This window comes from Serinicoccus hydrothermalis (genome assembly GCF_001685415.1).
GTDB lineage: Bacteria > Actinomycetota > Actinomycetes > Actinomycetales > Dermatophilaceae > Ornithinicoccus > Ornithinicoccus hydrothermalis.
Map to the genome: position 1 here is coordinate 1,138,637 of NZ_CP014989.1, position 14,389 is coordinate 1,153,025.

The window sequence follows — 14,389 nt, forward strand, 5'->3', positions numbered from 1 at the left end:
TCGCTCAGCGCTGCAACTCCTCCAGGATCGCCGCGAGCCCGTCCCACACCTCGACGAAGGTGGTGGAGAGCGGTGACAGCCCGAGCCGGAGCCCGTCCGGGGACCGGAAGTCGGGGATCACCCCGCGGTCCCACAGCCCGGGGTAGATCTCCTCGAAGGCCGGATGGCGCAGCGTCAGGTGTCCCCCACGTCGCGCGTGCTCGCGCGGGCTGGCGACCACCACACCCAGCTCCTGCGGCCAGGTCTCGACGACCGACCAGGCGAAGTCGGTGAGGGCCAGGGACTTCTCCCGGACCGCGTCGATGCCTGCCTCAGCCAGCATCTGCACGCCGAGCCGCACCGGCACCATCCCCACGATCGGCGGGGTGCCGCTGACCAGCGCGCGGACCCCCGCGGCCGGCTGGTAGCCCTGCTCCATGAGGAAGGGGTCCCGGCGCCCCATCCACCCCTGGATCGGCTGCTGCAGGGTGGGCAGGTCATGGTGCCGCCGTGCGAGGTAGGCGTGCGCCGGCGCACCGGGACCGCCGTTGAGGTACTTGTAGTCGCAGCCCACCGCCGCGTCCCAGTCCCAGGCGTCGGCGTGCACCGGGACCGACCCCGCGCTGTGGCACGTGTCCCACAGCACCAGCGCCCCGGCGTCGTGCACCGCGCGCGTGATGGCCTCGGCATCGGCGACGAACCCGGAGCGGTAGGCCACGTGCGAGAGCAGGACCACGCCGGTGCGCTCCCCCATGACGGCTCGCACCTGGTCCTCGCGGACCCCGGTCGCGGTGTCCACCTCGATCCAGCGCAGCACGAGGCCGCGCTCGGCGGCGATCCCCTCGGCCACGTAGCGGTCAGTCGGGAAGTTGTCGGTGTCGAGCACCAGCTCCGTGCGTGAGGGGTCGACCCGGAGCTGGTGGTCGACCAGGGCCCGCAGGACCTTGTAGAGCAGGACCGTCGTCGAGTCGGCGACGACCGTCTGTCCCGGCGCCGCCCCGAGCGCGGCGGACCCCAGCAGGTCCCCGACCTGCTCGGGCCACCCCATCCACCCCTCGTCCCAGGACCGGGCGAGCCGGGTCCCCCACTCCTGCCGGACGAAGGAGGCCATCTCCTCCGCGGCCCCGGCCACCGGACGACCCAGGGAGTTGCCGTCGAAGTAGGCCACGACGCCCTCGGCGCGCTCGAAGCGCCCGGCGAAGGGCGCCAGCGCGTCCTGCTCGTCCAGCGCCGCCGCGGACTCCCGCGACGGGGACTGCTCAGCCACGTCCGTCGCCCCCGTGGTAGCCCTCCGGCGTCACGTCCTGGATGGCCGAGCGCACGTCGTAGAGCTCGGGGAAGAAGGTCAGCTCCAGCGCGCGCCTCAGGAACGGGACGCCGCTGGACCCACCGCTGCCCCGCTTGCTCCCGATGATGCGCTCCACGGTCTTGAGGTGACGGAAGCGCCATACCTGGAAGTTGTCCTCGAGGTCCACGAGCTCTTCGGCCGTCTCGTACTCCGCCCAGTGCTCCTGCGGGTCGGCGTAGATCCGGCTGAGCGCAGCGACGACACCCTCGTGCGCCTCGTAGGGCTGCGACACGTCGCGGTCCAGCACCTCCTGCGGGATGGGGTGCCCGCGCCGGGCCAGCCAGGCGAGCACCTCGTCGTAGAGGCTGGGCTCGTGCAGCAGCCGCTCCAGCTCGGCGTGCTGTTCCTCGTCGTGGGCGAAGACCGGCAGCATGCCCGCGTTCTTGTTGCCGAGCATGAACTCCACGGCGCGGTACTGCCAGCTCTGGAACCCGGACCCGGTGGCGAGGAAGGCGCGGAACTGCGCGTACTCGCTCGGGGTGAGGGTGGCCAGCACCGACCACTGCTCGGTCATCGAGGCCTGGATGTGTTTGACCCGGGCGATCCGCTTGAGCGCCTGACGGTGGTCGTCGGCGGCGAGCAGCGCCCGCGCGCTGGTCAGCTCGTGGATGACCAGGCGCAGCCAGAGCTCGGTCGTCTGGTGCTGGATGATGAAGAGCAGCTCGTCGTGCTGCGGCGGCGTCGCGCGGGGGTGCTGCGCCGAGAGCAGCGTCGGCAGGTCGAGGTAGGCCCCGTAGGACAGGTTCTGCCCGAAGTCCTGCTCGATGCCCTGCTCGAGGTCGCGCCGGGACCGGGTATGCCGGGTGACCGGGTCGAGGTCGGCCCCGGACCGGGCGTCGCTGCTCGGCATCCCGCTCACCGCGTCCGGTCGCGCAGGTCCGCGACGTGCGGGGACACCGAGGGGTCCAGCCCGAGCCCGATCGCCAGGTAGGTGGCCGCGAAGTCCAGGGCGGCGACGTGGTCGGCGAGCCGGACGATCGGTGCGCCCTCCTCGGCCTGCACCTCCATGACCCGGGCGCCGGCCTCCCGGGCCGTGGTGAGCACGGCGTCGGTGAGCGCCTCCGCCTGCACCGACTCCGGCGTCGCCGGGGAGACCGCGGCGTCGCGGAGCATGAGCAGGCCGAGCCGCGGTGGCGCCGGCCCGTCGAGGTAGGGATCGGCGAAGATGTCGTCGCCGCGGCCCGGCCCGGACTCCGGGCCCCGCGGCCGCTCCATGAGCTCGCCCTCGGGCTCGGCGAAGTGGTGCGGCTCCCAGCCGGAGGTGTCGATGTCGCCCAGCCGGATGCGCGCGTCGTCGTAGGTCCCGGCGCGCCGCCCCCCGATCGCCGTGTAGGGGCCGTCGAAGCAGGCGACGATCCCGCTCGCGGCGTCCGGCAGCTCGCCGAAGGTCGCCGGGATGCGGGCGGTCCGGGCCAGCATCGAGGCCGCCCGCGCCGCGGCGACCCCGCCGAGCGGCCCGTCACCCAGCACGACCGGCACCGTCTCGGCGAGCTGGACGGCGAGGATCTTCGCCGGGTTGACGAAGGCGTCCGAGGAGGGCCGGAACTGCTCGGCCCGCAGGTCCAGCCGCTCCGCGACCGCGTGGAGGACGTCGACCGGTGCGTCCAGCAGGCCCAGCCGGTCCGCCCCGAGGAGGACCGGGGCGAGCAGGGTCCACAGCGCCGTGCGCGAGCTGGTGCGCCCACCGGCCCCCACGCCGACGTGGACGCCCCGCGCGCTGCGGCACACCTGCGCCAGCGGCGAGTCGTCGGCGCCGACGGTGAGGAGCATGGCCCCGCGCCGCGCGGCCTCGGCCGCGACGGCGAGCGGCCCGGGTGCGCGACCGGACAGCGAGACGGCGACGACGAGGTCCATCGGGCCGACCCAGCCGGGCAGCGGGAGGTTGCGGCGCGCCTGCACCGGCACCGGCGACCCGGGCTCGGCGAGCAGCTCGAGCACGTCGGCCACGATCGAGGAACCCCCGATCGCCGCCACGAGCACCGAGCGCGGGCGGTCGGTGCTCGCGAGGCGGTCGATGCCGGCCTCCTCGGCCAGCGTCATGGCCTCCCGCACCTGCGCCCCGGCGCTGGCCAGGGCGCGCAGGGTGTCCCGCGAGTCCTTGCGCTGCAGCTCCTCCGGGTCGTCGAGGAGCGCTTCGTCGATGTAGGGCATACCGCTCTCTCCTGGTGTCCTCAGTCGGCGACCGTGACGACCACGGCGTCGTCGGCGAGCAGGACGGGTATGCCCCCGCGCCACGGGTAGCGGCGGCGCCGCCCGGGCCCCTCGCAGTCCTCGGCGCACTGCAGGGCGGGCTCCCCCTGCTCGTCGGTCACGTCGATCAGCTCGTGCCGTCCTATCGGGCAGCGCAGGATGCCGCGCACCCACGGGTCGAACTCCGGTCGAGCCATCCCTCAGTCCTCCTCCAGCAGGGCCAGGACGGCGTCCCGGACCTGCTCCATCGTCGCACCGTCGAGCGCCTCGACGGTGAGCCGCAGCAGCGGCTCGGTGTTGCTGGCCCGCAGCGAGAACCACCAGAACGCGCCGGTGCCGTCGGCCCAGCGCATGAGCATGCCATCCGTGTCGTCGGCGACGGCGCCCTGGTCCAGCGCCCAGCGCCGGACCCGCCCGGCGACCGCGGCGACGTCCCGCACCGCCGAGCTGATCTCCCCGGAGGCGGCATAGGGATCGAGCGCGCCCAGCAGCTGCGAGACGGGCAGGTCCTGCTCCCCCACGGTGGCCAGGAGGTGGAGCACGGCGAGCAGCCCGCTGTCCGCGGACCAGAAGTCGCGGAAGTAGTAGTGGCCCGAGTGCTCGGCCCCGAAGACCGCACCGTGCCGCGCCATCGCCGCCTTGACGAAGGTGTGCCCCACCCGGCAGGTCACCAGCCGGGCGCCGCTCGCGGCCACCCCCTCCTCGACCGCGCGCGGCAGGATCGACCCGTGGACGACCGTCACGTCCGCCGGGTCCTGCCCGGCGGCCACGGCGCGGGCGACGAGGCGTGGGACGAGCAGACAGGTGAGGGCACCCGCGGGCACCTGGTGGCCGCGCTCGTCCACGACGAAGACGCGGTCTGCGTCGCCGTCGAAGGCCAGGCCCAGGTCGGCGCCGCGGGCGAGCACGGCGTCCTGCAGCTCGCGCTGGTTGGCCGGGTCCAACGGGTTCGCGTCGTGGTGCGGGAAGGTGCCGTCCAGCTCGAAGTGGAGCGGGTCCACCCGCAGCGGCAGCCCGTCGACGCCCAGCACGACGGGCACGGTGTGCCCGGCCATCCCGTTGCCCGCGTCCACGACGACGTGCAGGGGCCGGATCCCGGAGACGTCGACGAGGGAGTGCAGGTGGGCGGCGTACTCGTGGAGCAGGTCGGTCTCCTGCCGTCGTCCCGGCGACGGTGCGGAGAGCCGGTGCATCTCGCCGCGGTCCAGGAGCCACTGGGCCAGGTCGCGGACCTCGGCCAGACCCGAGTCGTGCCCGACCGGGGCGGCACCCGCGCGGCACAGCTTGATCCCGTTGTAGCCCGCCGCGTTGTGGCTGGCCGTGACCATCGCCCCGGGCAGGGACCGGGTGCCGCTCGCGTGGTAGAGCCCGTCGGTCGAGCACAGCCCGATGTCGGTCACGTCGACGCCCTGGGCGAGCACGCCGTCGGCGAAGGCCGCAGCCAGCTCCGGGGAGGACTCGCGCATGTCGCGGCCCAGCACGATCCCGGTCTGCCCCTCGGGTCGCACCACCACCTGCGCGAAGGCCGAGCCCAGGGCCCGCGCCACCGTCGCGTCGAGCTGCTCCGGCACGAGGCCACGCACGTCGTAGGCCTTGACGACCTCGGCCAGCCGCATGCTCGCGCTCAGCGGTCGCGCAGCACCCGCAGGTGGCCGCGCCGGGCGATCTCGGTCACGGTCGCGCCCTCGTGCGGGCTCTGCGCGGAGTCCACCCGGACGATGGTGCCGCGGTGCTCCCGGACCGCGTCGGCCAGCGCGGCGAGGTCGTCGACGGGCGGTCGCGGCTCCCCCTCGGGCAGCTCGAGCCGCACCACGTCCCAGCCGCGCGGGGCGGTGAGCCGGGTCGCGTGCTCCTCGCACAGGTCGTAGCTGTGCGGTTCGGCATACGTCGCCAGCGGCCCCAGCACGGCGGTCTGCTCCGCGTAGACGTAGGTGAGCGTCGACGTGGCGGGGCGGACGCACGCCGTCTTCGAGCACTGGCGAGTCAGGGTCACGCCCGACACTCTAGGCGCCCGCCCCGACGATCCCGTGGTGCCACCCCGACCGGGCGCGCGCCCGGGTGCTCTATCGTCGCGCCATGGGCACGCGTCGGGACCGCCGGGACCGGGGGGTCCGTGGCCCCCTCGCCTGGCCGCGCGTGCCCGTCATGACCACCCGGCGCGACCGTTTCGACGAGCTGGTCCTCGACGCCGCCGAGGGTCTGGAGCACCGCCTGGGCACGCCGCTCGGGCTGGAGCTCGCGGTGGAGGAGGTCCCGCCGTCCGACCCCGCGCCCTGGGAGCACGACGTCGCGCTCGGCCGCCTCTTCCCCTCCGAGGCAGGTATGCCCGCACGCCTCGTGGTCTACCGCCGTCCGGTGCTGCACCGGGCCGCCGACGAGGCGGAGCTGGGTGAGCTCGTCACCGAGGTCGTCGTGGAGCAGGTGGCGCGGATGCTGGGCCGCGACCCCGAGGACCTGGTCTGACGCACCCGGTCAGGGCACCACGGCGCTGATCCGGGTCACCTCGCGGGACCACGGGACGGGAGCCAGGTCCGCCGCCGCCCGGTAGGCACCGAGCTCGTCGCGCCCGGTGAGGTGCACGGCCGCCACGACCCCGGTCCCGCCCTGCTGCACCGGGCGGACCCAGATGCCCCGCACGTCCGCGGGCACGGCGAGCAGCGAGGTCGAGTCGTTGTCCAGGTCCAGCGTCTCGCCCCGGGTGCTGCCGTCCGCGGCGCGCAGCAGGACCTCCACCTCCGTCGCGTCCAGCACCCCGACGGACAGCACCAGCTCGGCGTCCGGCACCGCTGCGGTCTCGGGGACGGCGATCCCGACCGGGTCGGTGCTGGCGGCCACCGCCGGGAGCCAGGCGAGCTCGCCCGCGGGGCGGACGAGGGGCTGGTCCTGCTCGTCCGGCTCGGCGGTCGCGGTGGCGCCGTCCTCGTCCCCGGGCTCCTCCGTGGCGTCGGCCTCGTCCCCGGGCTGCTCCGTGGCGCCGGCCCCGTCCCCGGGCTGCTCCGTCTGCTCGAGCGGCTCCTCCCCGGAGGGGGCGACGCGGATCTGCAGGGCCGCCGCGACCGGCTGGTCCGAGCGCAGCCGGAGCCCGACCGCCCCGTCCGGCAGCTCCTCGAGCGGCACGTCGGTGGTCGCGCCCGCGGTGAGGCGGACGGCCGGGATGCCCGGCGTCGCCGCCCCGTCCTCGGTGAGCGCGCCGAGCTCGACGACGGCGTCGGCCTCGGGCGCGAGCAGCCGCAGGACGACCTCCTCACCCTCATCCGCCCCCGGCAGCGGGGGGATGACGAGGTCCCGGGCGGCCGGCGCGCTCGGGCCGGTCACGTCGAGGCCGAGGTCGGTGGTGCCCTCGCGGGAGGCGTCGACGAGGTGCGCGACGACCGGGCCGCCCTCGGCGTGGACCCGGACGGCCGGTGCCGCCGTGCCGGGAGCCAGGGCGTCCAGCGCGCGGACGAGCTGCCCGCCGGCGGGCACGACCAGCCCCGAGCCCCCCGTGGTCTCGACAGGACCCTCGGCCCCGTTTACCTCGAGGTCGACCTGGACAGGGTCCGCGCCCGGGTTGGTCAGCACGACCTGTTCGGTCCGCCCGGCGGCGGCGTCGCCGCCCAGCAGCCAGTGCTCCGCCGCCGGCGCGGCGCAGCCCACGAGCGCCGCGCCCCGGGAGCCCTCGTCGGTCCCCGTCCCGACCGACAGCACCCCTCCCACGAGGCCGGGTGCACCCTCCCCGGTACCCGTCAGCAGCGCGGCCCCCGTCTCCTCCACCGACACCAGGCCGCCCTCGACGTCGCCCTCGAGCTGCGGCGTCGCGTCCCGCTCGCCCACCGGGACGAGGGATGCCGGGCGTGACTCCGCCGGTTCGCCGCCGAGCAGCTGCTGGGGCGCCAGCTCGAAGGCCACGGTGCTCTGCAGCCCGCTCGCCCCGGTGCAGCCGAGCCGGGCCTCCTCCACCAGGACGGGCGCGTCGGGGGTCGCGGACCCCGCGTCGTCGCCCGGCCCGCCGGCCGACCGCGCGGCCGCCTCCGCCCCGCCGTCGCTCCCCGGGCCCCAGCCACCGGCCTCCAGGCTCCCCCAGGTCAGCAGGCCGACCGCGAGGACCCCGGCCCCCAGCCGCGTCCAGGCCGCTCGGCCGGGTCGTGGGGTGTCGGGCTGCCCGCTCATGCTTCCTCCGCGGTGTCGTGGTCCTGGTCGGTGTCGCCGGCCGGGACGCTGGGGCCGGGGTCGGTGCGCCCCACCGGCAGGGCGAGGAAGGCGGTGACCGCCGCGAGCGCGAGCGCGACCAGCTGCCAGGGCAGACCGGGCGTGGGCAGCGTCACCTCGACGGTATGCCGACCGGCCAGCAGCGACATCGCCCCGGGCGCCTCGAGGTCCAGCTCCTCGCCGTCGACGGTGACGCGTGCGACGTCGGACCACCCGGTCCCCTCGGCGACGCGTAACGAGGCCGGCTCCGGCACCTCGACGGTGCCGCGGGCCTGCCCGTGCGGACCGGTCGCGGGGAGGACGGCCACCGTGCCCCCGTCGCCGTCACCGCCGCCGTCGCCGGCGCCGTCGATGACGCCGTCCTCGACGACGCGCGTGCGGGCCGGGTCGCCCTCGACCATCCGCCACAGGACCGTGTCCTGCGGGCTGGACACCCGGGTCAGGCCGGAGACCCGGTCGAGGTCGTCGACCACGGGGTGGGTGTCCGCCGCCGCGAGCTGGACGTAGCCCACGCCGAGGTCGAGCAGCTCCCCCTGGGCCTGGTCCGCCGAGGCGCCCCCCACGAGGGCGGAGACGGCTTGCTCGACGACCGTCTGCTCCGGCACGCCGCGGGCGAGGTCGACGGTCCGGTCGCGCAGGATGCGGGTCGGCTCAGGCTCGGCCCCCTGCAGGTCGACCAGCAGCCCGTCCTGCTCCGGCTCCAGCAGCAGGGTCCGGACCGCCGCGGGACCGCGGGCCTGCTCGGAGGCGACCGGCGGCAACGGGTCCGCGGCCACGGTCAGGCCGGGGTCGACGCGGCCGGCCACCGCCGCGCCCGCGGCGACCGCGACCGGGGCCGCGACGACGAGAGCGGCGGCCCCCATACCCAGGGCGCGGGCGGGCAGGCGCAGGACCGGGCGGCGCCTCCCCAGCAGCTCGTCGACCAGCGCGGCGGCCGCCAGGACCAGCCCGGCGCCCGCGAGCGAGAGCAGCGTCCCGGGCCACACGGTCACCAGCGACCCGGCCTCCGCGTGGCCCTCGGGGAGCACGCCCAGCGAGGTGCGCACCGCGACCTGCGCCAGGGTCAGGGCCACGACGGCGACGGTCACGGCCACGACGGCGCGGCGCCCCCGGTCCGCAGGACGGAGCAGGGCGGCCAGCGCCGCGAGCCAGACCGGGACCTGGAGCCACAGCACGAGGCCGTCGAGCCCCCCGGGGCCCACCCCTCCCGGGTGCAGCAGGAGGAGCTGCCAGGGCGAGGGGTCGGCCGGCAGCGCGGGTGAGGCCGAGGTCGCGCCGGCCCCTCCGAGGAGCTGGACCGGCCCGGCGAGCAGGCTCGGCCACCACGGGAGCAGCAGGAGCCAGGGCAGCACCGCGACGACCGCCCCGCGCCACCGGGCGCTTCCCCGCCCCAGGGCCAGGACCAGGAGCCCGGCCAGGGTGCCCGGCACGAGCACGAGGGGTACCCACTGCGCCGCGATCGCGAGCCCGAGCACGCTGCCGAAGGCCGCGGCCGCGCGGCGCACCCCTGGCCCCCGGTCGCTGACGACGAGGAGACCGGCCACGAGCAGCGGGGCGAGGACGTGCACCACCGCCGGGCCGACCCTGCCCTGCGCGACCGCGACGGTGAGGGACGGGGCGAGGGCCCAGCCGAGCGCGAGCGCTGCCCGCAGCCAGCGTCGCAGGGTGCTGCGCCGCAGCGCGAGGTATGCCGTGAGGACGCTCAGGACCGGGGCCGCGGCCAGCAGCCAGGCCAGGGCCGGCCCGGCGGCGCCCCGCCCGGCACCGGGCGCCAGGCCGACGAGCCAGGACAGGGCCGCGGCCTGCGGCAACCAGGCCGGGGGCGGGTCGTCGTGCCCGAGACCGCCGCCCCGCCACGCGTCGACCGTCGAGGACCAGAGGCCGGCGGCGTCCGTCGTGGCCGTCCCGAGCTGCCCCCCGGTCAGCCCCGTCCCCGCCGGGTCCAGGCCGGCGAGGACGCCGCGCCCGGTCCAGAGGGTCGCGGCCGCCGCGAGCAGGAGGGCGAGCGCCAGCGGCCAGCTCCACCGGCCCGGTCGACGGCCGCCACCGGACAGGTCGTCGAAGTCGTCCGACACCGGACCGCTGCGCAGGGCGCCGGTCCGCGACCCCGCCGCGGAGCCGGATCGCCGCTGGCGCGGGTCGAGGGCGTCACCGACCGTGTCCAGGGTGGCCCGCCAGCCCGTCCCCCTCGGCTCGTGCAGACCCTCCAGGTCCCGCGGTGCCACGGTCCGGCGGCGCCGGAAGCGCCGCCGGGCGGACCACCCGCGCCCGGGGCGCAGCACCGCCCGCACGTCGGCCCACTCCCCCGCGGCGTCGGCAGGGCGCTTGACGAGCAGCAGCACCAGCGCCGCGGCCAGGCTCGTGACGAGGACCCCCAGCGCCCGCCAGGGAGCCGCCCAGGCCGAGCCCCGGGCCAGCGCCAGCTGGCGCACCCGGACCCGGGTCAGCAGCGGGTCGACGACACCGAGGCCGGCCTCCCCCTGGCGCACGACGGCGTCCGGGGCCACGACGACGCGCTGCCCGGCCAGGTGGGCGCGCCACCCCAGGTCCAGGCCGTCGACGCCGTCCTGCGCGAAGGCCGGGTCGATCCCACCCACCTGCTCCAGCACGGACGACGCGACGAGGGAGCCGCTCAGTGGCACCCCCAGGACGTCCTGCCGCAGGTCGAGCTGGCCCTGGTCGACCAGGGCGGCCCGGGTGGGGTCGACGACGCGACCGGCCGGCGTGAGGTGGTGCCCCAGGGAGCGCAGCAGGCGGGGCTGGTCGGCCCGGACCAGCTTGGGCCCCACCAGCCCGACCCGGCTGCTGCGCCGGGCGGCGGTGGTGAGGGCGGTCAGGGCACCGGTCTCGGGCCGGGCGTCGGCGGCGAGGAACCAGATCCAGTGCCCGGGGCCGTCCGGCAGGGTCTCCAGCGCGGTGCGGACGGCGGCGACCCGGTCCGGTCGGGGGAGCTCGCGGACCAGGAGCGGCAGGCCCAGCTCGTGGGCCAGGTCGCCCAGCAGGTGGGCGGACCGCCCTGAGGGGTCGGGGTGGAGCAGCAGCGCCCGCTGCGGTCGGCGTCGCCCCGCCGCCACGGCCCGCAGCGCCTGCGCGAGCTCGGTGCTCAGCGCCGCGTCGAGGTCATCCTCGCCCTCGGCCGCCGACAGTTCCTCCGCCGGCAGCTCCACCGGCAGGAGCACCACCGAGACGTCGTCGACGCGGGCCCGACCGCCGCTGCCAGAGCTGTCGTCGGCGCTCAGACCGCCCGCTTCTTCAGCTTGCGCCGCTCACGCTCGGACAGCCCGCCCCAGATCCCGAACCGCTCGTCGTGGGCGAGGGCATACTCCAGGCACTCGGCCCGCACCTCGCACCCGACGCAGACCTTCTTCGCCTCGCGGGTGGACCCACCCTTCTCGGGGAAGAACGCCTCGGGATCGGTCTGCGCGCACAGCGCCCGCTCCTGCCAGGACGACTCCTCGGTGTCATCGATACCGTGCATCAACGACATGAGCTCCAGCTCGTGCATGGCTCCTCCTCGACCTCTCGCCTACACACTTCTCGCCGGCCGCGGACCCGCGCCGACTCGCCCCGGCCGCAGATCGCAACACCTGAATTACACGCGTGTCATCCGTCAGAGTCAACCCCGGATCTGCTACAACCTGCCCCGGCACCGACAATAGGGCCATGCAGATCACCGTTCTCGCCGGTGGCGTCGGCGGCGCCCGCTTCGTCCGAGGCCTCCTGTCGCACCTGCGGACCAGGGACGACGCGGAGCAGACCTCGGTGACCGTCGTCGGCAACACGGGGGACGACATCACTCTGGTGGGGCTGCGTGTCTGCCCCGACCTGGACACCCTGCTCTACACCCTGGGCGACGGCGTGGACGAGGGGCAGGGCTGGGGCCGGGCGCAGGAGAGCACCCGGGTCGCCGGGGAGCTCGCCACCCTGGGCGTCGGCCCCGACTGGTTCACCCTCGGCGATCTCGACCTCGCCACCCACCTGGCCCGCAGCCGGTGGCTCGCGCAGGGTCTGACGCTGAGCGAGGTGACCGCACGCCTCGCGCAGCGGTGGGGCCTGCCCGATCGCGGCGTGCGGCTGCTGCCCGCGACGGACACCCCGATCGAGACCCACGTGGTGGTCGACGACGGCGAGGGCGGCGAGCGGGCCATCCACTTCCAGGAGTGGTGGGTCCGGCACGGGGCCTCGCTGCCCGCTCGGCGCTTCACGGTCGCGGGCCTGGGCGAGGCGAAGGCCGCCCCGCACGTGCTCGACGCCCTCCGCACGGCCGACGTGGTGCTGTTCCCCCCGAGCAACCCGGTCGTGTCCATCGGCATCATCCTCGGCGTCCCCGGTGTCCGGGAGGCCCTGCGCGGCACCCGCGCCCCCGTCGTGGGCGTCAGCCCGCTGCTGGGCGGCCGTCCGGTCCGCGGGCACGCCGACGCGTGCCTCGCCCCGCTCGGGGTCGAGGTGAGCGCGGCCGGGGTGGCCGGTCTCTACGCCGACTTCCTGGACGGCTGGCTCGTGGACGACGCCGACGCGGGGCTGCGCTACCCGGCAGGGGCGCAGGTCCGCTCGATGGATCTGCTCATGCGCGACACGGAGGGCGCCGCGCGGCTGGCCGGTGCCGCGCTCGACCTGGGCCGGGAGCTCTCCCCCGTGGGCGCCGGCACCCGGGGCCCACGGTGACCGACGCGCACGTGCCCGGCGCGGTGCAGGTCCTCCCGCTGCCCGGCCTGCCGGAGATCACGGCCGGCACCGACCTCGCTGCCGCACTGGCGCTGTCCCTGGAGGCGGCCGGGGGGCTGCGCGACGGGGACGTCCTCGTCGTGTCGAGCAAGCTCGTCTCCAAGGCGCTCGGCCTGCGGGTGCCCGAGCCGGTGGACCGGGAGCGCGTCGTGGCCGACCAGAGCGTCCGGGTGGTGGCCGAGCGGCTGACCCCGGCCGGCCTCACTCAGGTGGTCGAGTCCGTGGCCGGGCCGGTCCTGGCCGCCGGCGGGGTCGACGCCAGCAACACCGGCCCCGAGGGCGGGCTGCTGCTGCTGCCCCCGGACCCGGACGCCGCCGCCCGGGAGCTGCACGACGGGGTCGTGCGGACGCTCGGGGCACCGGTCCGCGCCGCGCTGCTGCTCACCGACACCGCCGGGCGGCCGTGGCGGGACGGGCAGACCGACCTCGCCCTCGGCGCCAGCGGGCTGCGGGTGCTGGACGACCTGCGGGGTGGCCGCGACGGCGACGGTCGACCCCTCGCGGTGACCAGCCGGGCCGTCGCCGACGAGCTCGCCGCCGCCGCCGACCTCGTCAAGGGCAAGGCCTCGGGCACCGGGGCCGCGCTCGTCCGGGGGCTGCCCGACCTCGTGCTCGGCACCCCGGACGCCGGGTCGGGGCCCGAGGGACCGACCGGTGCCCGGGCCCTGGTCCGGACCGGCCCCGGCGACTGGTTCGCGCTGGGGCACCGCGAGGCGCTGCGCTCGGCGCTCGGCGCCCCGCCGGGGACCCCCGCCGCGCGCCGGGTCGGGCTCCCCTCGGTCGTGCCGGAGGACGAGCGGCAGCGCGCGGCCCGGGCGGTCCGGCTGGCGCTGGTGGGGCAGCCCGAGGACGACGTCGAGGTATGCCTGCCCGACGACCTCGCCGACGGCCTCTCCGTCACGGCGCCGGACCCGGTGCTGGCCGGGCGGGTCGCCGCCCGCCTCGAGGTGGCCCTGGTGGCCGAGGACCTGCACGCCGGGGTGAGCGTGCTCAGCCGCCCCCCGGCCGGCTGACCGGCAGGTGGCCGCGCGGCGCCATGCGCGGGCCACGCCGCGGCCGGCCCGCCCCGGAGAGCTCCAGCAGCCGCTGCACCCGGTAGCGGTGGCCGGCGTACGGGGCGAGCAGCTCGACGAGGCCGTGGTCGTCGACCGGCGTGCCGGTGAGCGCCCAGCCGATGTTGGCCGCGACGTGGTAGTCGCCGAAGGACACGGCGTCGGCGTCCCCGAGCGCCCGCTGCGCCGTCTCGGCGGCGGTCCACACGCCCACGCCCGGCACGGCGGTCAGCCGCCGACGCGCCTGCTGCGGCGACAGGTCGACGCACTCCTCCAGCCGGGCGGCGACCTGCACCACGCGCGCCACCGTGTCGGCGCGCTGCGGGCTGACCCCGGCGCGCAGCCACTCCCAGGAGGGCATACCCGCCAGCGTCGTCACCGAGGGCGGCACGCGCAGGCGGAGCCCGTCGGTGGCCCCCGGTCCGGGCGCGGGCTCGCCGAAGCGCCGGACCACGCGGCGCCAGCCGGAGAAGGCCTCCTGGCCGGTGACCTTCTGCTCGATGACAGCGGGCACCAGCGCCTCCATGACCAGCCCGGTCCGGGGGACCCGCCACCCGGGGCGGCGCCGGGCCGCGAGCGCGACCCGCTCGTGCACCGGGGTGAAGCCGCGGTCGTCGTCCTCCTCGCCGAGCATCCGGGGCAGCGCGTCCAGCAGCCACTCCGCCCCGGGGCCCCAGGCCTGCGCGGCGACCGGGTCCTCCGCCCCCCGAGGGGGCAGCCGCAGGGTCACCGCACCGGTCGGGACGCGCAGCCCGCGCCACAGCGTCCCGTCGACGACCCGCCAGCACGGGTCCCCCGCCCCGCGGCGCAGGGTGCCCCAGGTCGCACCGACGTCGAGCGGGCGCGACGGACGCCACACGCGGTGCCGGGCGGTGCTCACACCGGTGCACCCTGCCCCGCTCGTCCC

13 protein-coding genes are annotated in these 14,389 nt (G+C 76.8%); 3 read left to right on the plus strand and 10 right to left on the minus strand.

What is annotated here, in order from left to right; genetic code table 11:
• Positions 1-4 precede the first annotated feature (4 nt).
• The 6 genes from SGUI_RS05215 to SGUI_RS05240 are packed head-to-tail and all read right to left on the minus strand — an operon-like array spanning position 5 to position 5,510.
• Positions 5-1,246 carry a kynureninase gene (locus SGUI_RS05215; RefSeq protein ID WP_066637160.1) on the minus strand — a complete coding sequence of 414 codons (1,242 nt, stop codon included), beginning with the start codon at positions 1,244-1,246 and terminating at the stop codon, positions 5-7.
• Positions 1,239-2,177 (minus strand): tryptophan 2,3-dioxygenase, encoded by a 939-nt coding sequence (locus SGUI_RS05220; protein WP_066637161.1) that lies wholly within the window; start codon positions 2,175-2,177, stop codon positions 1,239-1,241. The genes SGUI_RS05215 and SGUI_RS05220 overlap by 8 nt, the downstream gene beginning before the upstream one ends.
• A 5-nt stretch (positions 2,178-2,182) precedes the next feature.
• Complete coding sequence (locus SGUI_RS05225; protein WP_066637163.1) at positions 2,183-3,478, minus strand: SIS domain-containing protein; 1,296 nt, start codon at positions 3,476-3,478, stop codon at positions 2,183-2,185.
• Between the two features lie 20 nt (positions 3,479-3,498).
• On the minus strand, positions 3,499-3,714 hold the full coding sequence (locus tag SGUI_RS05230) for a Trm112 family protein (protein ID WP_066637166.1): 216 nt from the start codon (positions 3,712-3,714) through the stop codon (positions 3,499-3,501).
• Positions 3,715-3,717: 3 nt separating this feature from the next.
• On the minus strand, positions 3,718-5,133 hold the full coding sequence (locus SGUI_RS05235; RefSeq protein WP_066637169.1) for a phosphohexomutase domain-containing protein: 1,416 nt from the start codon (positions 5,131-5,133) through the stop codon (positions 3,718-3,720).
• A gap of 8 nt (positions 5,134-5,141) precedes the next feature.
• Complete coding sequence (locus tag SGUI_RS05240) at positions 5,142-5,510, minus strand: DUF3499 domain-containing protein (protein ID WP_066642838.1); 369 nt, start codon at positions 5,508-5,510, stop codon at positions 5,142-5,144.
• An 83-nt stretch (positions 5,511-5,593) separates the two neighbouring features.
• Here SGUI_RS05240 and SGUI_RS05245 point away from each other — a divergent pair, with 83 nt between their 5' ends.
• A complete protein-coding gene (locus SGUI_RS05245; protein WP_066637172.1) occupies positions 5,594-5,980 on the plus strand; it encodes a metallopeptidase family protein in 387 nt (128 codons plus the stop codon).
• A 9-nt stretch (positions 5,981-5,989) separates the two neighbouring features.
• Here the strand turns inward: SGUI_RS05245 and SGUI_RS05250 are convergent, their stop codons facing one another.
• Genes SGUI_RS05250 through SGUI_RS05260 form a run of 3 tightly spaced genes read right to left on the minus strand, consistent with a single transcriptional unit; the run spans position 5,990 to position 11,210 of the window.
• Complete coding sequence (locus SGUI_RS05250; protein WP_066637178.1) at positions 5,990-7,666, minus strand: DUF5719 family protein; 1,677 nt, start codon at positions 7,664-7,666, stop codon at positions 5,990-5,992.
• Positions 7,663-10,887: a glycosyltransferase gene (locus SGUI_RS05255; protein WP_066637181.1), complete on the minus strand. Its 3,225-nt coding sequence runs from the start codon at positions 10,885-10,887 to the stop codon at positions 7,663-7,665. Before SGUI_RS05255 ends, SGUI_RS05250 begins: the two co-directional genes overlap by 4 nt.
• Positions 10,888-10,940: 53 nt before the next feature.
• Complete coding sequence (locus SGUI_RS05260; RefSeq protein ID WP_066637184.1) at positions 10,941-11,210, minus strand: WhiB family transcriptional regulator; 270 nt, start codon at positions 11,208-11,210, stop codon at positions 10,941-10,943.
• A 158-nt stretch (positions 11,211-11,368) separates the two neighbouring features.
• Here SGUI_RS05260 and cofD point away from each other — a divergent pair, with 158 nt between their 5' ends.
• The gene (cofD, locus tag SGUI_RS05265) at positions 11,369-12,370 is read left to right on the plus strand and encodes a 2-phospho-L-lactate transferase (protein WP_066637189.1); all 1,002 of its coding nucleotides are present in this window, start codon (positions 11,369-11,371) and stop codon (positions 12,368-12,370) included.
• The gene (locus SGUI_RS05270) at positions 12,367-13,443 is read left to right on the plus strand and encodes a coenzyme F420-0:L-glutamate ligase (protein ID WP_066637192.1); all 1,077 of its coding nucleotides are present in this window, start codon (positions 12,367-12,369) and stop codon (positions 13,441-13,443) included. The genes cofD and SGUI_RS05270 overlap by 4 nt, the downstream gene beginning before the upstream one ends.
• Here SGUI_RS05270 and SGUI_RS05275 read toward each other — a convergent pair.
• The gene (locus SGUI_RS05275) at positions 13,421-14,362 is read right to left on the minus strand and encodes a DNA-3-methyladenine glycosylase family protein (RefSeq protein WP_066637194.1); all 942 of its coding nucleotides are present in this window, start codon (positions 14,360-14,362) and stop codon (positions 13,421-13,423) included. The two genes, SGUI_RS05270 and SGUI_RS05275, sit on opposite strands and share 23 nt — an antisense overlap.
• Positions 14,363-14,389: the final 27 nt, after the last annotated feature.